This window comes from Verrucomicrobiia bacterium, assembly GCA_035495615.1.
Classification (GTDB): Bacteria; Omnitrophota; Omnitrophia; order Omnitrophales; family Aquincolibacteriaceae; genus DATJFP01.
In genome coordinates, this window is sequence record DATJFP010000092.1 from 17,525 (window position 1) to 34,104 (window position 16,580).

General features: G+C 56.6%; 19 protein-coding genes. All 19 read right to left on the reverse strand.

Features of this window, described 5'->3' with window-relative positions; all coding sequences use genetic code 11:
* Nucleotides 1–135: 135 nt before the first annotated feature.
* Entirely contained in the window at nt 136–636 is a 501-nt protein-coding gene (gene def / locus VL688_11790; protein HTL48730.1) for a peptide deformylase, read from the reverse strand.
* A gap of 1 nt (nt 637) precedes the next feature.
* Nucleotides 638–1,264 carry an ACT domain-containing protein gene (locus VL688_11795; protein ID HTL48731.1) on the reverse strand — a complete coding sequence of 209 codons (627 nt, stop codon included), beginning with the start codon at nt 1,262–1,264 and terminating at the stop codon, nt 638–640.
* Nucleotides 1,215–2,750 (reverse strand): AsmA-like C-terminal region-containing protein, encoded by a 1,536-nt coding sequence (locus tag VL688_11800; protein ID HTL48732.1) that lies wholly within the window; start codon nt 2,748–2,750, stop codon nt 1,215–1,217. Before VL688_11800 ends, VL688_11795 begins: the two co-directional genes overlap by 50 nt.
* Entirely contained in the window at nt 2,701–3,186 is a 486-nt protein-coding gene (locus VL688_11805; GenBank protein HTL48733.1) for a hypothetical protein, read from the reverse strand. Before VL688_11805 ends, VL688_11800 begins: the two co-directional genes overlap by 50 nt.
* A gap of 41 nt (nt 3,187–3,227) precedes the next feature.
* Nucleotides 3,228–3,659, reverse strand: coding sequence for a hypothetical protein (locus VL688_11810; protein ID HTL48734.1), 432 nt, complete (start codon nt 3,657–3,659; stop codon nt 3,228–3,230).
* Nucleotides 3,660–3,718: 59 nt separating this feature from the next.
* Complete coding sequence (locus VL688_11815; protein HTL48735.1) at nt 3,719–5,047, reverse strand: CCA tRNA nucleotidyltransferase; 1,329 nt, start codon at nt 5,045–5,047, stop codon at nt 3,719–3,721.
* Between the two features lie 19 nt (nt 5,048–5,066).
* On the reverse strand, nt 5,067–5,387 hold the full coding sequence (locus tag VL688_11820) for a hypothetical protein (protein ID HTL48736.1): 321 nt from the start codon (nt 5,385–5,387) through the stop codon (nt 5,067–5,069).
* A 16-nt stretch (nt 5,388–5,403) separates the two neighbouring features.
* Nucleotides 5,404–5,718: a hypothetical protein gene (locus VL688_11825; protein ID HTL48737.1), complete on the reverse strand. Its 315-nt coding sequence runs from the start codon at nt 5,716–5,718 to the stop codon at nt 5,404–5,406.
* 139 nt (nt 5,719–5,857) lie between these two features.
* Nucleotides 5,858–6,541 (reverse strand): protein-L-isoaspartate(D-aspartate) O-methyltransferase, encoded by a 684-nt coding sequence (locus tag VL688_11830; GenBank protein HTL48738.1) that lies wholly within the window; start codon nt 6,539–6,541, stop codon nt 5,858–5,860.
* Between the two features lie 32 nt (nt 6,542–6,573).
* The gene (locus tag VL688_11835) at nt 6,574–7,617 is read right to left on the reverse strand and encodes a DNA recombination protein RmuC (protein HTL48739.1); all 1,044 of its coding nucleotides are present in this window, start codon (nt 7,615–7,617) and stop codon (nt 6,574–6,576) included.
* Nucleotides 7,618–7,701: 84 nt separating this feature from the next.
* Nucleotides 7,702–9,267: an Rne/Rng family ribonuclease gene (locus tag VL688_11840; GenBank protein HTL48740.1), complete on the reverse strand. Its 1,566-nt coding sequence runs from the start codon at nt 9,265–9,267 to the stop codon at nt 7,702–7,704.
* Nucleotides 9,268–9,422: 155 nt separating this feature from the next.
* Nucleotides 9,423–11,069 carry a secretin N-terminal domain-containing protein gene (locus VL688_11845; GenBank protein HTL48741.1) on the reverse strand — a complete coding sequence of 549 codons (1,647 nt, stop codon included), beginning with the start codon at nt 11,067–11,069 and terminating at the stop codon, nt 9,423–9,425.
* A complete protein-coding gene (locus tag VL688_11850) occupies nt 11,041–11,475 on the reverse strand; it encodes a hypothetical protein (GenBank protein ID HTL48742.1) in 435 nt (144 codons plus the stop codon). The genes VL688_11845 and VL688_11850 overlap by 29 nt, the downstream gene beginning before the upstream one ends.
* Nucleotides 11,476–11,505: 30 nt before the next feature.
* Nucleotides 11,506–12,129 (reverse strand): type 4a pilus biogenesis protein PilO, encoded by a 624-nt coding sequence (gene pilO, locus VL688_11855; protein HTL48743.1) that lies wholly within the window; start codon nt 12,127–12,129, stop codon nt 11,506–11,508.
* The gene (locus tag VL688_11860) at nt 12,126–12,710 is read right to left on the reverse strand and encodes a hypothetical protein (GenBank protein ID HTL48744.1); all 585 of its coding nucleotides are present in this window, start codon (nt 12,708–12,710) and stop codon (nt 12,126–12,128) included. The genes pilO and VL688_11860 overlap by 4 nt, the downstream gene beginning before the upstream one ends.
* Nucleotides 12,711–12,721: 11 nt before the next feature.
* Nucleotides 12,722–13,840, reverse strand: a complete 1,119-nt coding sequence (gene pilM / locus VL688_11865; GenBank protein HTL48745.1) for a type IV pilus assembly protein PilM — start codon at nt 13,838–13,840, stop codon at nt 12,722–12,724.
* A 152-nt stretch (nt 13,841–13,992) separates the two neighbouring features.
* The gene (locus VL688_11870) at nt 13,993–14,475 is read right to left on the reverse strand and encodes a prepilin-type N-terminal cleavage/methylation domain-containing protein (GenBank protein HTL48746.1); all 483 of its coding nucleotides are present in this window, start codon (nt 14,473–14,475) and stop codon (nt 13,993–13,995) included.
* 247 nt (nt 14,476–14,722) lie between these two features.
* A complete protein-coding gene (locus tag VL688_11875; GenBank protein HTL48747.1) occupies nt 14,723–15,214 on the reverse strand; it encodes a prepilin-type N-terminal cleavage/methylation domain-containing protein in 492 nt (163 codons plus the stop codon).
* A 133-nt stretch (nt 15,215–15,347) separates the two neighbouring features.
* Complete coding sequence (locus VL688_11880) at nt 15,348–16,577, reverse strand: type II secretion system F family protein (GenBank protein ID HTL48748.1); 1,230 nt, start codon at nt 16,575–16,577, stop codon at nt 15,348–15,350.
* Nucleotides 16,578–16,580 lie beyond the last annotated feature (3 nt).

A 16,580-nucleotide genomic window follows, 5' to 3' on the forward strand; every position in this document is an offset into this window, starting at 1 on the left:
CCAACGAATGTCGATTTATTTCATCAAGCGGAAAACGATATTAGGCGGAAGCTTACCACCTGACTTTAGAAATTGCAAATCAGGGAGTAAAAAAAGTGTCCCATTAAGGGGAAAATAAGGGGGGACAGTCCTGGACTATCGGCGGGAATGCTTGTTCATGGTCCGGGAATGCATGTCGGTCTTCAGGCAGGCCACGCGATCCAGGAAAAGAACGCCGTTCAAGTGGTCGATCTCGTGCTGGACGCAGATGGCTTCGATACCCTGAAACTTACTTTCGTGCTCCCGGCCGTCGGCGGATTGCCACCGGGCCGTGACGCTGTCATAACGTTTGAGATCCGCCGTGTAATCCGGGAGGCTCATGCACCCTTCCCGGCTCAGGATTTCTCGGCCCTGTTCAAGGATCCGGGGATTGACCAGGACGATGAGCGACGCGCCGGGAACGCGCGGCGAAACATCGACCAGAGCCACGGCGCGGCCGTCGCCGATCTGCGGCGCGGCAATGCCGATGCCGTGTTTCTGAGCACGCATGATCTTTTCCAGTTTACGCACGAGCTGCGCGAGCGAGGCATCGAACGCTGTCACGGGGCGCGCCTTTTGCCGCAGCACGGGATCGGGGAAAAAGCGGATTTCAGACACGTCAAAACCGCAAGGATTCTACAGGCTTCCAGTGAATGTCGATGCGCAGGCTGCGGCGCAGCTTTTCCAGGCCCGCTTCGATCGTCCGTTTCGAAAATCCCCGTGGGACGTCGACTTCAAGGACCAGAACGTAAATCCCCTGCCTGCCCTGGGCCACGATCTTGGAATTCAGGTCCGTGATGTTCAACCTGCGGCCCGCGAAAAAACGGCTGACGTGGTAGACGATGCCCGTGCGGTCTTTGCCCGCCGCCGTCAGGATGTACCGGTCTGTCGCCTTTTGCTTTTTTGATTTGGCGCGAGCGAGACGCTTCCAGTTGATGGAAAGCCCGGCGCGGCGCCCCAGCGCTTCCAGGGCCTTGCGGACTCTCGGTTCGGCCCCGCCCGCGGCGAGCGAGACGATCAGGATCATCGCGAACTCACGTTCGAGGATGGTCATGCTGACGTCTTCCAGGTTTCCTTTTTGCTTGAAAAGAACGCCCGTGACTTCGGCGATGATGCCGGGTTTATCGTTTCCGGTCACGCTGATGACGGCATGCGGCATGGCTTCCTCCGTGATGGCAAGATGGGTCAGGTTGGGGTTATTCGGGCCGGTGCGGCGATGCGTCCACGGGGGCCCGCCACCACGCATCGGAAGGAGCTTCTTCTTTCTCGGCGGCGGGTTCCGGAGGCTGCTCCTCCGGATGGGCCGCGGCATAAGCGCTGATCTTGGCCTCGACGTAATCCGAATCGATTTTTAAATTCGCGTTCGGCAAAAGCCCGCGGTACATGAACGGCAGCACCATGCGGCCGTGCTCGTTCACAAGGCCGCCCAGCGACGGGAACTCGTCCAAGACCATTTGCGTGAGTTTTTCCATCAGCACGATCTTGCCCTGCATGTCGAGCTGATGGTCTGCCAGCGAAACTTTACCTTCGGCTTCGATCGCATAACTTTCATGCTTCACCATCGCGTCACGGACAAAGGCCTGCCCCTGCACCACTTCGATGTTGGCTTGCGCAATATCAAACGGCAGTTTTTTTTCTTCCAGCACCGTGGCGAAAACGAGGAGGTTGAATTCCGGCGATTTCCGTTTCCCGCCCGCGGCGTCTAAGGCCAGCGCCAGCGACTCCCGCACGATGTTTTTTTCGATGAAACGCCCTTTACGAATATCGACGGCGCCTTTCAACGCGGATTCCGGCAGCACCTCGCTCAGCTTCGTCAAAGGGCTGCGGCCTTCCAGATGCGCGGTCATCTCCCCTTCCAGGTAATCGTTTTCAATACCGAGAAGCTCCATGACGCGCTGGAAGCTGATGCCCGAAGATTCGATTTCCCCCTCGAATTGCGGCTTGCCGCGCAGGAAAGGCTTGATCTCGCCTTCGAACATCAGTGTCTCGTCCGCATCGCTCATGGCTGCGGAAAAAGAATCCTCGGCCGGCTGGTAAACGCCCTGCAGGCTGTAGGTCTGCGCCGGCGCGTCTTGCGGGCTGCCGACGGCATCCACCTGCCAGGCTCCGCCTTTCTGCGCTTCGGCCAGAAAATGAACAGAATAGGCCGCGGCCGGACCGCCGGATTTCCGGTCGGGGCGGAAAATCACCGTAGCTTCGCTAGCCGTCATGGACTGCAGGACGAACTCCCAGCTCGAAGGATCACGGAAATCAGGAATTTTCGGCATCGGCAGTTTTTGCGCGAGTCTTCCGCCCGCGGGCTGAGGCGGCACGGCGACGCTGAGATCGATGTAGGGTTTAGTGAACTCGAGATTTTCCGCGATGAAGCGGCCTGAAAAAAGGCCGCGCCAGCTCAAGGTGACTACAGCCTGAGGCGCGGACAATACCGTTTCATGCGTCACGGGCGCGGAAACGCGGAGACCTTCGGCAATAATTTTGGGCTGGCGGCCGGGGCGGATGGAAATCGTGCCCAAATCCACATCGCAGGAAAACGTGCGGGCCAGCGATTCTTCGATGCTCTTGCGGAAAGATTCCGTGGAATAAAGCGTGGTGGTGGCCAGCATGGAGAAAAAAGACGCGGCCAGGCACAGCGCGAGCAGCAGCGGCGGAATCAGGAGCAGCGGGTTTTTCGCCTCACCCGGATCAAGAGACCGGTGGAGGTGATACCGGGGCTTGTGAAAAGTTTTCTTCATAGGACCAGATTCCTTGGGCTTTTTTCTTGGCTTCGTCTTCGAGCCGGAGAAAACCGTCGAGCTCCTGGCAGGGTTTCGAGCGGTCGACCTTGGCCGCGCCGAGAAACAGCAGAAGCTCGTTCACCATGACTTTCTTTTCCCGCGTCTTGAATTTGTCCGCAAAGGGCATGTCGATTTCCGACGTATTCACAAAAAGGTACGCGGGCACGGGGCCTTCCGCCGGAGCCGTATCCGGGCGGACTTCGATGTCTTTCCCGCCTAAAAGAATGGGCAAAAGGCGGAGGGTTTCCTCGGGAAGCTCCAGGCCTGCGAGCTGTACGGTTTGGCCGTTATCCAACGCCAGACTGCCGTCCGGATGAATCGAGGAAACTTTCTCGGCCCAAAGACGCGGCACAACGCTCAAAAAAACCACCAACACTAGGAGTAACGTCTTCACAGAGGCCATTCTGCCCCACCCGGCTGTGAAATCAAAGGGGTTTATTCCAGCACGGCGGCAGACGGCGCCGGAGCCTCAGTTTCGGGAGCCGGAAACTTTTTGTAGCGGATCATTTCTCCCCGCGCATGGATATAGCCTTCCGGAAAAACGCTGGAAGCAGGATCCGGCCAATACGTGACGTTCACCACGGCATTGGCGCCGTAACGGTTTTTGGCGGTGCGGGCAAGCGTATCCTTCAATTTGTTTTTGTACATCTCCGCGCGCGAGGTGTCGGCCCTTCCCAGGGTTACGGCCTCTTTCGTCATGCCGGTAAGAACCGGCGCGATACGGCAGGCGCGTTCCTGGACTTCAAGAGTTCCGAGCGTATCGTACGGCGCGGAAGCCGGAGCTTCCACGGCACGCACCTTTTCCGTGCGCGCGCAGCCGGAAAAAGCAAAGATGAGAATCATGACGGGAACGATTTTTTTTTGCATAAGGCCTCCTGTGGGGACCTTAGGATATCGGTTTTTGATGGTAAAACCTTGAGGGGCTGTTACTTAGCCTTGCGGAGCTGCTTCTCCGCCCAAGCCAGGGCCTCGGCCTTGCCGGGAAAAGCCCCTTCCAGCTGCAGGGTATAAGCCTCGTCCAGAATCTCCCGGATCAGCGGCCCAGGCGCGGCTCCCATGGCCAGCAGGTCATGGCCGTTGAGGAGCGGCTTGGGCTTGAGCTGCTCCTCCGCGAAAGCCGCCCGCTTCTGTTTGAGGAAGTCATAATTGTCGAGCTTGCCGTGGCTGGAAAGACAGTCGATGCGGTGCAATTCCAGCTCTTCCCCGAAATTGTCGCGGGCGATAAAACGCATGAGCTTCCCCTCGCGCATTTTCTGCACGTCCGCGAATTTCATGTGGTTTTCCACGGCTTCCGAGACTTTGTCGATTTCTTCATTTGAGAACCGCAGACGCTTCATGATCTCACGCGTCATCTTGGCGCCGATGGGCGCATGCTCGTAAAAACAGATCTTGCCGTTGCGAATCGCATACGTGACCGGTTTGGCCACGTCGTGGAAAAGCGCGGAAAGCGCGAGCGTTGCCGAGGGCTCGTTCAGTTTTTCCAGCAGCATGCGCGTGTGAATGAACACGTCGCCTTCCGGATGGTATTGCGGCGGCTGCTCCACGCCCTTCATGGCTTCGAGTTCCGGCAGGATGACTTTTAGAAGACCGGACTCGGACAAAAGCGAAAAACCACGGGCCGCGCCTGTTCGAGTCAGAATTTTTACGACTTCGTCGCGGATGCGCTCCGGACTGACGCACCGGATCTCGGCCGCCATTTTTTTCACGGCGTTCCAGGTTTCCGGCTCAATCTCGAAGCCGAGCACCGAAGCAAACCGGACGGCCCTTAAAAGTCTCAGCTTGTCTTCTTCAAAGCGCTTTTCCGGTTCACCAATCGCGCGGATGACCTTCTTTTTCAAATCCTCGCCGCCGCCCACGAAATCAATGACTTTTTCTTCGAAGGGGTCATAGAAAAGACCGTTCACCGTAAAATCGCGGCGCGCCGCATCTTCCTTCGGGCCCGTAAAGCTGACGTGGGTTGGGTGCCGGCCGTCCTGATAGCCGCCTTCGGTACGAAACGTGGCCACTTCGAAAACATGCTCGCCTTCTTCCACGACGAGCATGACGCCGAATTGCTTGCCGACCGGGATCGTGCGGGGAAAAAGCTTTTCGATTACGTCCGGAACCGCGGACGTCGCCACGTCGAAATCCTGAGGCGGCTTCTTCATCAGATGATCGCGGACGCAGCCGCCGGCGAAATAAGCCGTATGGCCCGCTTTACGCAGAGTGTCCGCGATGCGGACGGCTTTTTTTGCGAGTTCGGAGGTCAGATCCATGTTTGGAATTTCCGGAAGGTTACGAGCCGAAAAAATCGCGGGCTTTTTTCTGGCCGACGGCTTTTTGAAAATCGCCGTAGTCGATGAAGACCATCTCCGGCCTTTTCTCCCGGATGCGGCGCACGGTGGTGAAACGCTCGCCCTGATGGGTCTCGATCCGGCGGCTCGTGATGTATTTGAACGGAACCCCGCATTCCGGGCAGGACGTGGCCGTGTAACCGTCGATCCCGAGCGCGCGGCAGGCCGAACAATCCGCCGACAAATCGCCCATGATGAGCAAATGCTTTTCCACATCCTCCAGGTCGAACTCCTGATACACGCGAAGATAATGTCTGGCCATACGCCTCCCGCCTGCTTTAGATCCGGTACACTTTGTCGCCCACGGACACGTCGCTCTTGACCTCCAGGCCGATCTCCTCGCCCGGACGCCCCTGGTCGATCGGAATCCTGTTGATCTGCATGGACTTCACTTTTTGCCTTATCTTACCCGATTTTCCGAGGATCACAATAGAATCCCCAAGGTCGAGCGGCTCCTCCAGCTTGAGGACCGCCGCGTGGACTTTGGGAAAATAATGCGTCAAGTTGCCCACATAAGTTCCCGGCGCCTCGTCTTTCGGGAGAGCTTTGGCGGAAACCTTTGCGGGGCGCACCGGTTTGGTCTCAGTCTTCAACTTGGCCTTGGCTTTTACGACAGGCAGCTTTGCCGGCCTTGGGCTGGGCTTGGGCGCGGGCGCCTTCTTCTTGGGCTTGGAAGCTTTTTTCTGTTTTACGGGACGGGCAGCGGCCCGCCTGGCTTTGGGCCTGGCCTTTTTACGAGGAGCTCTGATCCTGCGCCTCTTTTTTTTGCGCGGCGGTTTCCCCGACCATAGGGACAAACCGGACAGGAATCGTTTCAATTTTTTTAAAATGCCCACCTTGCTTGACTCCCAGGATAAGGTGCTGCTGATCGCTGCCGACAGGGATGATCATTTTCCCTCCGTCTCTTAATTGATCGGCCAAAGTCGGCGGAATTTTATCGGGAGCCGCCGACACGAGGATTTTATCGAACGGCGCTTTTTCCGGCCATCCCTCCCACCCGTTGCCGAGACGAAGGTGCACATGCTTGCAGCGCAGGCGTTTCAGACGCGCGGCAGCCTCCTGATGCAGCGTCTCTACGATCTCCACGCTGAAGACTTCCGCACCCAGTTCGGCGAGCACCGCAGTTTGATAGCCCGAGCCGGTCCCGATTTCGAGAACGCGCTCGCCGGGGCACACCTCGAGCGCCTGCGTCATAAATGCCACGATGTATGGCTGGGAAATCGTCTGCCCCGCACCGATGCAAACGGGACCGTCCTCGAAAGCCTGGCCGCGCACCGGTTCCGGAATAAACAAAGGCCGCGGGACTTTACGCATGGCCTGCAGGATTTGCGGGGAATGAATGTCACGGGTTTCGAGCTGGCGGGCCACCATGAGGCGGAGGTGTTCTTGAAGCGAAGGATCGGGATCTCGTGTCACAAGTACCTCGGGAGGCCTCCCCCCGGACGGCCTCAGGACTCGTCGTTCAGCAGGCCCTGGGCGTCGCGCTTTTCGATCGCGGAGAGTTTGTGGTGGATCTGGTCGAAGCGTTTCTCGGTCTTGTCGAAAGCCGATTTCGCATTGGACAGGTGCGCCCCAACCTTTTCGAAATCCGCCAGGCATTTGGCGAAGTCCGTTTCGAGCTGGCCCAGATTTTCGAGAATCAGCTGGGCGGAGCGCTCGATGCGCAGGCCCTTGAGGCCGCGCACAATGGCCTGGAGGTAAGCATAAAAACTGTTGGGCGAAACCGGGATGACCTTTTTCCGCATCGCGTATTCGGAGAGGCTTTCGTTCTGGCCTTCATGTTTGATGATGGTTTCGTAGTAGATGTTTTCCGCGGGAATGTACATGAGCGCGAATTCGAAAGTTCCTTCTTCCGGAAGGATGTATTTTTCGGCGATGGAATCGATGTGCTTCTTCACGTCCGACGCGAACAGTTTGCGAAGCGACTTTTCTTCGTCGCCCTCCGCGGCGATCACGCGGCGGAAATTTTCCAGAGGAAACTTCGCGTCCACCGGCACCATCCCCTGTCCGAGCGTGATGACCGCGTCCACTTTGCTTCCGTTCTGAAAACCGTATTGAAGACAGAAATGATCGGGCGGAAGGATTTGCGCGAGAAGCTCGCCCAGCATCAGTTCGCCGAGCCCGCCGCGCAGTTTGGGCGAGCGCAGGATGTCCTGCAGCGACGCGATGTCTTTGCCGATGTCGGACATTTCCTGGGTGGCTTTATGCAGTTCGCCCAGCTTGTGCTGGAGATTGCCGACCGTCTGGGCGTAACCCTGCTGGGACGTCTGGAGGAACTTCTGGTTTTCCTTGAAATGCTCGTGGACCTGGCGCTCGAGGCCGAGGCTCTGGTCTTTGAGCGCGGTCCGGAGATCCGCCATTTCCTTTTGCAGCTGGGATACGACCGCGGCGTTGTCCTGTTTGCCGGCTGCGGTAAAACGGGCCAGGACAAACACAACGGCGCCGAGACAGGCAAGCACAAGCAGGAAAAGGGCGGCTGCGAGGAAAGTCATGCCCGCATTATATCAAGGCGCGGCCGGCGTTTCCAGCTTCAGACTGGAAAAGTTCTCGCCGTCCCGGCCTTACCGAGGCCGGGTCTACTGGACAAACGTAATGTTGATGTCCTCGAGGTGCATGCTCGGCTCGGAAAACACGTAAATCCGGCTGTTTTTAGTGCTCTCCAGCTGCTGCAGGGCACGTTTCTCCTGATTCAGCAGGCGCTCGGAAACCGTCGGGTGCACGTACGCATTGACCAGCCTGTTGCTGGAATGCGCCAGGGCCTTGCGCAGTTCCCGGATGGTCTGGATGGCCATGCTCGTCGGCGATTTGACGATGCCGCGGCCATTGCAATACGGACAGGTCCTGTGAACCGTGCTTTCGTGCGAAGCCTTGATCCTCTGCCGCGTCATTTCCACGAGGCCGAGCTCGGACATGGGCAGGATGTTGATTTTAGCGCGGTCCGGCCTCACGGCTTCCTTGAAGGCGCGCATCAGGTTCCGCCGGTTTTCGTGCCGCTCCATGTCGATGAAGTCGATGATCACGATGCCGCCGACGTCCCGCAGCCGGAGCTGCCGGGCAACTTCCCAGGCCGCTTCCATATTGTTTTTGTAGACGGTTTCCTCGAGATTTCGGGTGCCCGTGAATTTGCCGGTGTTCACGTCGATCGCAACAAGGCTTTCCGTCTGCTCGATCACGATGTGGCCGCCGGATTTCAGGTACACGTTGCGCTGGAACGTGGCCTCGATCTCTTTTTCGACGTTGAACTTTTCGAAAAGCGATTCGTTGCCCTTGTACATCTCGACCTTGAGCGTGTGCCCGCCCTGGAGGTAAATCCCGACGAAGCGTTTAACCCGGTGAAACAGGTCTTTGTTGTCCACGACGATCTTGTCGGTTTCATCGGTCAGGTGGTCGCGGATCACGCGTTCGACGAGATCCAGCTCCTGATGGATGAGGTTCGGAGCGCGCCCCTCGTTCATTCCCTTTTCAATGCGCGCCCATTGACGGGTCAAATACCGGATGTCGCGCGCGAATTCTTTTTCGCTCTTACCTTCACCGGCCGTGCGCACGATGAAGCCGACGCCCTTGGGCAGCTCCATGGATTCGAAAATCTGTCGGATGCGATCCCGCTCTTTCCGGTCTTCGATCCGGCGTGAAATACCGACCTTGGATTCGCCGGGCATCATCACCAAATAACGCGCGGGAATGGAAAAGTGAGTGGTCAGGCGGGGCCCCTTGTTTCGGATGGCCTCCTTGACAACCTGCACGATGACTTCCTGGCCGATTTTCAGGACTTCGTCGATGGACTTCATCCGCTCGCGCCCCTGATGGTGGCGGCGGCGCTTCTTCTGCGGACGGCCATTGCCTTCCGCTTCGTCCTCGTCGTCTTCTTCATCATCAATATCGCCGGAGTCGCCGTCGAGTTCCGGATCCAGAGGGTTTTGCAAGGCGTCGGCGACATAGAGGAACCCGTCTTTCTTGGTTCCCAGGTCCACGAAGGCGGCGCCGATGCCCTTGATGACGGTCTTCACCTTTCCTTTATAAATATTCCCGAACATTCTTCCGTGGTCGGAGCGCTCCATGTAGAGCTCTTCCAGACGGCCGTCTTCGAGAATGGCGACCCTTTTTTCATTGGCTTCCTGACTGATGAGAATTTCCCGTTTCATAAAACAAGTTCCTTTCAATGCGATTAAAGATAAGACACGGGGACAAACTTTGGGGCATGCTGGCTGGGAAGGAAAGACAGAGGAAATCGCGTGAAATGCAAAATCAGATCAACCGGTCAAGGACCGGCCTTTGGAGTTCTATTCCAAAGCCCCGTTCACTGAGCCGCGGCCGCCGGAGGCTGAGCCGCTGTCCCCGCTTCGGGTTGAGCGTTTTGTGCGGGCGGAACCGTAGTTTGCCCGCTTTGCATGCTTGCTGTTTCGTCTGCTGCGCCTGAGGCCTGGGCGGCGGAGCTCGACGCGGGCGCATGCGCCGCAGCGCTGCCCACGTTTTGTTTCCCCGCGACCCTTTGGCCGGCCGGTTGACCTTCCGTATCCACCATGGTCACCGTGACAAAAAATAGTGTTTCGACTTTTTTATTAGCATCTCCTGCCGTTTGACGTTTTGATCTGAAAGCTTTACCTACCAGGGGTAGATCTGCCAAATAAGGTACCTTCGATTCATTCATCGCGACATTGTCCGTGAGCAGACCGCCGATGGCGATGGTTTCACCGCTGCGGATCAGCACCTGCGTGATAGCCTTTGTCACGTTAAAGCTTGGAATTTGGAACTCACCGAAATCAATGTTGGCCCCGGTCGAGCTGACCTCGGGGTTGAGGTCCACAAGAATTTCTTCTTCGGAATTGATGTGAGGCGTCACTTTCAGGACAACGCCGACCTGGCGGTAATAAAAACCGCTGATCTCGACGCTGCCCGTCGTTTCGTTGCGCTCGAAAGTGGGAAGAGGAATATCGCTTCCGACCTGGATGTTCGCGGACTGGTTGTTCAAGACCACGATCCTGGGATTGGAAACAACTTTGGTGTTGCTGCGGGTCTTCAGCATCTGGAGGATGGCGCTGAAACCTGAAAAATCCAGCGTGCCGTAATTATAGGTGGTGCTGGCGGAGGCTTCCGGTTCCGGAAAGCCGCGAGGATCGTTCGGATTTGCAGCGGCAGTGCCCGGGTCCGTATTGAGAACCGGGAAATACTGCTGCAGCGCATTACCGATGTTACCGCCGAACAAATTATCGGTTTTGCTGGCAAACGGAAAAGTCGTGGGTCGGCTCGAGCCCGAGAGCTTGAGAAGCTGCGTCGCGGAATCGCCGCCGGTACGCCATTCGACGCCGAGGTTTTCCGCGGTCCCGACGTCGGTTTTGACGACCTTGGAATCGATGTACGCCTGCGGCGTCACCTTATCCAGTTTTGTCACGACTTCTTCGATGCTGTAAAGGTTGGTGGGAATGTCCGTGATGACGAGCATATTCGTGCGCTCCGCCACCTTGATGCGTCCGCGTTCGGTCAGCATGTCTTTGACCGCTTCCATGACTTCCGCGGCCTTCGAGTAATTCAGGATGAACGTCTTGGTGACAAGCGGTTCGGCCGCGAGATTTTCCCGCGTGGTCACGCGGATGATATTGCCGTCCTTCTCGAACACGTAGCCGTAGGTCCGAAGCACCACCTCAAGCGCCTTCTTCCAGGGCACGTTTTCCAGGCGAATAGTCACGGTCCCCTGCACTTCCGGGCCCGCCACGATATTGACGCCGCTTTTGAGGCTCATGACGCGGAGCACCGTATTAATGTCCGCGTCTTTGAAATCAAGCGTCACCGTGGTCATCGCTTCTTCATTATTATTGGCCTCAACCGCGGGCTGGCTGACGGGCTGCGCCGCAGGCTGCTGGGCATAGACCGTCTGAGAAACCAGGGTCAAAAAGGAGGCGAGGAGGGCGACGAACGGCTTATTTCTTTTGGGGGCTTTTAATATCATTCTTGGCTTCGCCGGGTTGTCCGGTTATTTCTTCTCTTAACCATATCGTTTTTTCTTCGTCTTCCTGGGCGAGGATGATGCGGTCCTTGAAAATCTGGAGGAGCGTCGCCTCGCCTATTTTATCTCCGGCGTGATAAACATCGCCGTTGATGAGCACCATCGAACCGCCTTGCGGATCGATGATAATGCCTTCGATCTGGAACGCGGCTGCTTTTGGCTGGCGGGTGATGATCCCGTGAGGCCCGACTAAAGGGATGAAGGGATCTCTCCGGCCTTCGCTATGATATTGAACATTTTCAGCCAATGCAACCGGAAAAACTGACGCGGTCATGAGGACAAAGAGCCAGGCGGCTCGAAACGCCGCTTTGTATTCCCGCTTAAAGCATCGGCTTCTCTTGAAAAACATAAAGTTTATTTTTTCCCTTTCTAAGAAATTTTAGGTGCCGGCTGCGGCGGCGGCCTGAGGCTCCTGCAGCGATACGGCCGAAAGCGTCAGGTGGACCATGTGCTTTTCCGGCGTGTCCTCTTCCGGCGTGATCGTGAAGTCTTCCACCCGCAGGATCTTGTCGTAGGATTCCACGCGGCTGATGAAGTCGGCGATCTGATGGTAGCCGCCTTCCACGGTGAAATCAAAATAATCAGCTTTGTACTTCGCGTCAAAAGGCTTCGGAAAATCCGTTTTGACCTCCTGCGGCGAGGACGAAACGATCTTGATCTGGCTTTCGTCCGCAAGTCTTGCGATCTTTCCCAAAAGCAGCGATGTCTCCCCCGGAAAATAAAGGCGGCCTTTGACGTCTTTGATGAATTTTTCCGATGCTTCTTTTTCCTGAGTCCACACCGTTTTTTTCCGTCGCAGCGTCTGCAGCTGGATGATCTGCCCCTGCACGGCCGCGATCTGAGTCTTGACCATGGGCCGCTTGATCCAGGCGGGCCAGACAAGAAAATACGTCAGCAAGAGCGCCCCGGCCGCTCCGGCCCCGATCATCGTCCAGGTCTTCTTATCGATGGATTTGGCCAGCACGAGAAAGTCCTGAGGCGTCATCTGGTTCAGCGGCTTCATGCTTTTTTCGCCTCCCCTGTGTCCCATTGAAAAATCGCCGTGAACTGCGTGAGCTCGACGTTTTCCACGATTTGACGCGACGTCGTGAGCGAAAGCTTGGTCTCGGGCATCAGCTCTTTGAGCTGGTGCAGGTAAAGTTCGATGGATTCGATGCTGGATTTTTCCTTAGTCGCCAGGCAAAGCCCCTGGATCACGAGATCCCGCTTCTGGGCCTGATGTTTCAGGCTCACGCCCGTCAGCCACCCGCTCTCCGGCAGATTGCCGCTCAGCCACTCGAGGACCTGCGTGAGGGGCCGCTGCGTCGTGACGAACCGCTCCAAAAAATCCTTTTCGGTCTTGAGGACGTTTTCCACTTCGTTTTTCAGGTTGTTGAGGACCTGGGCCTGCGGCTGGACTTCCTTCCACTCCGCGTCCAGCTTTTTGAGACGCGCGTTGCTGCCCAGATAATCGAAATAAAAGAAGACGGTCAGGAGCGCCAGGCAGGCGCCTGCGGCGATGCCGATCTTGACGAGCGGCAGCTGGGTTGTCTGCGCTTTTTCTTTGACGCGGAATTCTTCGGGTAAAAGGTTGATTTCCAGCATCACGGGGCCTTCTAGTTCCTCAAACAAAGTCCCAGCGCCACGGGAATCAGGCGCTGATTTTTTTCAAAAAGAGCCCGGTCCATGCCCGGCGCCAGGATCAGCTTGTCGGCCTTCATCAATTCGGACGGGATGCCGAGCTGCTGCTGGAGGATGCTTCCGACGACCTGGAGGTCCCCTCCGCCTCCGCCCAGGTAAATCTTCTGCACCGGGCGCGCGTCCGTCACTTGTCCGAGATAATAATCGAGCGTCACTTTCAGGTCGGAGCACAACGTCTCCACGGCTTCCACCAGGACTTGCTTGCTTTCCGGCGTGGCCGCACTTCCGCCTTCCAGAGTCTTCTCCGCGTCTTCCTGCGTCATCCCGAGCTTCCTCCGCAGGCGTTTGGCAATGTCTTTGCCCCCGAACGAAATGTCCCGGATGAAACGCGGCTTACCATCCAGCACGATGCTCAGGCTGGAAATTTCGTCCCCGATGTCCAGGAACGCTATGGCCCCGGTCTTGAATTCTTCGGGGTGCAGGTATTCGAGCGCGTTCAGCGAGGCAAGGATATCCACGTCGATCAGCCCGATCGAGATGTCGGCGTCCTGGAAATCCTTGATGAGCGGGTAGATCTCCTCTTTTTTGACCGCAATCAAAAGCAGGTCGAGCAGGACTGCCGCATTGTCAGACTTCCGCTCCCCTAATATATGGAAGTCCAGGATAACTTCGTCGAGTTTGAACGGGATGTAGTTCTCCGCCTCGTAAGCGATGGCGCTGCGGAGTTCGGCCGGGCTCATTTTAGGAAACTGGATAAAACGGATGATGACGCTCTGCCCTTTCACGGAGATATGGACTTTTTCGGGCGAGATTCCCGCGAACGCTTCTTTCAGCGCATCAGCGCTCTTTCCCGACTCTTTCGGACGACGCACGATTTTGAAGTTCTGCACGGAGATGCCCGCGGCACTCTTTTCGAGGTCCAGCACCAGGATCTTCGAGGCCCCGTAATCGCAGGCGACGGCCCTGACGGGCCCTTCTTTTGCCGCGGCACCCGATTTCATGCCGCCTAATTTACCGAGCAAAGGGCCGGCCTTTTCCTGGAGCTTCTGCAGGACCGGTTGAATTTTGTCGAGTTTCGGAAGGTCGAACTTCATGTTCACACTTGAGGTTGAGAGCCCGTTTGGGCGGTTGCAAGAGCTCTTTTAATGATACCTAGATATCGTCCGACAAAGCCTCTTCATGCAGGTTAAAAAAAAACCCGCCCCGCAACGCTGCGGGGCGGGTTTTCCGTGTTTCAAACCACTTACTAGCCAGCGATCGCGGTACCACCAGCGCAACCCGCAGCGGCGCCAGCAGGAGCACCTGCACCGTTCACCGAACCGACGATCACACCCGTCTGGTCAACGCAATAGGTGTTGGTCGCAGTCTGGTTGGCCACAACCGGCGTGGAAAGCAGCGAGAACGTGTTCGGGGTACCCGCACCACCGCCCGCATAAGCGAGGTTGAAGCCGTGTTTACCACCGGCAGCGCCCCAAGACGCGTCCAGATAAGCCGGAACAGCGCCCGTCAACGCGGCAACGTTCGCCGCATAGGCCGGAGGATTTTGTGCAGCGCGAAAGCTTTCATTTGAAGAGCTAAAAGCACGAAGGTCCGTCTTCATGGCGCCTTCGTTAGCGTTCATCCTAGCACGTAGCAAGTTCGGAATCGCGATCGCGGCGAGCAGGCCGATGATGGCCACCACGATCATAATTTCTACAAGCGTAAAACCTTTTTGGTTCTTCCTTATCATGCGTATCATTTAACACCTCCATTATGTCATCGCGACTATTACAACTATTACCACATGGGTGCTGTTTCGGCAAATTCTATCAAAACTAAAACTCCTCAGATTCCTATAGTTCTTTTGCTTCCTTAAATAAGTCCCAATCACCCGTTAAGCCTTGCGATAGAAACGTTTTCCACAGGATAGGCAAAGAAAAACCGCCCCGCAAATTAATGCGGGGCGGTTTCCCAAACGTCCTAAAATGCGCTGCGGCTTAGCCGGAAATGGCCGTACCGCCCGCACAACCGGCCGCCGCTCCGGCAGGAGCGCCCGCGCCGTTTACCGATCCTACGATCACGCCCGTCTGGTCCACACAATACGTGTTCGTCGCTGTCTGGTTGGCAACGACAGGCGTCGAAAGCAGCGAATACGAATCCGGAGTACCCGCTCCTCCGCCGGCATAGGCCAGGTTAAAGCCATGCTTTCCGGTAGCCGCTCCCCACGAAGCATCCAGATAAGCAGGCACCGCACCGGTAAGAGCGGCCACGTTTGCCGCAAAAGCCGGCGGATTCTGTGCCGCCTGGAAGCTGGTGTTGGCAGAGCTGAAAGCCCGAAGGTCCGTCTTCATGGCACCTTCATTGGCATTCATCCTTGCACGAAGCAGGTTCGGAATCGCAATCGCGGCCAAAAGGCCGATAATGGCAACCACGATCATGATTTCGACAAGCGTAAAACCTTTTTGATTCTTCTTTGTAATAAAATTCATACATGCCTCCATACAATCAGATTTACTGCTAATTCAACTGTAAGTTATTCCTACCAAAACTTCAAATCCTCACAAGACTAAATTTCGTTAAAATCTCAGTTTTTTTCATCTCGTTAAAAACTCTTTCCGCTTCCTATTTAATATGCTGCGTCAGCGTCAGGATCGGCAGGAAGAGCGCGATCACGATGCCGCCGATGACCACCCCGAGAAACAGGATGATCAAGGGTTCGATCAGGGAAGTCAGGCCGTCCACCGCCGCATCGACCTGCGTGTCGTAAAAATCGGCAATCTTCATGAGCATCTCTTCCAATTCGCCCGTCTCTTCGCCGACGGCGATCATGCGCACGACCATCTGGGGGAAAACGTCGCTTTTGAGGAGCTGTCCTGAGATACTTTCCCCTTTCTTGACCGAATCCATCAGCGAGGTGATCACCAGCTCAATGCGCCTGTTGCCCGACGTCTTCGCGACGATTTCCAGGGACTGCAGGATGGAAACGCCGCTTCGGACAAGGGTGGCGAGGGTCCTCGAAAATTTACTGACGGCCACTTTCAGGAGGATGGGCCCGAAAATCGGCATTTTGATGATGAAAGAGTCAAAGGCCAATCGTCCTGCCGGCAGCTTGATGAGCTGCGTGAAAAGGAAGATCGCGCCGCCGATACCCCCCAGGATCAGCAGCCAGTTGGCGGCCATGAAACGGCTGATGTCGATCAGCGTCTGCGTGATGACCGGCAATTTCGCGTCCAGACCTTCGAAGATCTCCGCGAATTTCGGGATAACGAAGGTCATCATGCCGAAGGTGATCAAAAAGGCGATGATGGTGACCGACAGCGGATACATCATCGCGGACTTCACCTTCTTCTGCAGGGCGCTCGTTTTTTCGAGGTAGTTGGCGACGCGGTCGAGAATCTCTTCCAGGCTTCCGCTGGTTTCACCGGCGCGCACCATGTTGATGAAGAGAGTCGAGAACACCTTCGAATGTTTCTGCATGGCCTCGGAAAAACTTTTGCCGCTCTGCACGTCCTGGTGCATGGTTTTCAGGATGACGCGGAACCGGTCTTTCTCCACCTGCTCGCCGAGAATGTCCAGCGCCTGGATCAACGGGATGCCCGCGGACACCAGCGTGGCCATCTGGCGGGAAAAGACGACGAGGTCGTCCAGCTTGACGCTGCCGCTCTTTCCCTTTCTCTTGGCCGGGCCTTTGGAGACGTTGAAAACTTTCTTCGCCTGGATCTCGTTCACCCGGACGATGATGAGGCCCTGGGAACGCAGCGTGCCGACAAGCGTGCCCACGTCCGGAGCTTCCTGAATCCCGCTCTGATCTTTGCCTGTTCTGTCTTTGACCTGATACTCGAAGGTTGGCATAAG

Excerpts from the sequence above, each read along its gene's own strand:
- VL688_11795 (HTL48731.1), bottom strand. The coding sequence starts at position 1,264 with ATGCGTGGTGGCGGGCCCCCGTGGACGCATCGCCGCACCGGCCCGAAT.
- VL688_11800 (HTL48732.1), bottom strand. The coding sequence starts at position 2,750 with ATGAAGAAAACTTTTCACAAGCCCCGGTATCACCTCCACCGGTCTCTT.
- VL688_11810 (HTL48734.1), bottom strand. The coding sequence starts at position 3,659 with ATGCAAAAAAAAATCGTTCCCGTCATGATTCTCATCTTTGCTTTTTCC.
- VL688_11815 (HTL48735.1), bottom strand. The coding sequence starts at position 5,047 with ATGGATCTGACCTCCGAACTCGCAAAAAAAGCCGTCCGCATCGCGGAC.
- VL688_11820 (HTL48736.1), bottom strand. The coding sequence starts at position 5,387 with ATGGCCAGACATTATCTTCGCGTGTATCAGGAGTTCGACCTGGAGGAT.
- VL688_11835 (HTL48739.1), bottom strand. The coding sequence starts at position 7,617 with ATGACTTTCCTCGCAGCCGCCCTTTTCCTGCTTGTGCTTGCCTGTCTC.
- VL688_11840 (HTL48740.1), bottom strand. The coding sequence starts at position 9,267 with ATGAAACGGGAAATTCTCATCAGTCAGGAAGCCAATGAAAAAAGGGTC.
- VL688_11845 (HTL48741.1), bottom strand. The coding sequence starts at position 11,069 with ATGATATTAAAAGCCCCCAAAAGAAATAAGCCGTTCGTCGCCCTCCTC.
- VL688_11850 (HTL48742.1), bottom strand. The coding sequence starts at position 11,475 with ATGTTTTTCAAGAGAAGCCGATGCTTTAAGCGGGAATACAAAGCGGCG.
- pilO (HTL48743.1), bottom strand. The coding sequence starts at position 12,129 with ATGAAGCCGCTGAACCAGATGACGCCTCAGGACTTTCTCGTGCTGGCC.
- VL688_11860 (HTL48744.1), bottom strand. The coding sequence starts at position 12,710 with ATGCTGGAAATCAACCTTTTACCCGAAGAATTCCGCGTCAAAGAAAAA.
- pilM (HTL48745.1), bottom strand. The coding sequence starts at position 13,840 with ATGAAGTTCGACCTTCCGAAACTCGACAAAATTCAACCGGTCCTGCAG.
- VL688_11870 (HTL48746.1), bottom strand. The coding sequence starts at position 14,475 with ATGATAAGGAAGAACCAAAAAGGTTTTACGCTTGTAGAAATTATGATC.
- VL688_11875 (HTL48747.1), bottom strand. The coding sequence starts at position 15,214 with ATGAATTTTATTACAAAGAAGAATCAAAAAGGTTTTACGCTTGTCGAA.
- VL688_11880 (HTL48748.1), bottom strand. The coding sequence starts at position 16,577 with ATGCCAACCTTCGAGTATCAGGTCAAAGACAGAACAGGCAAAGATCAG.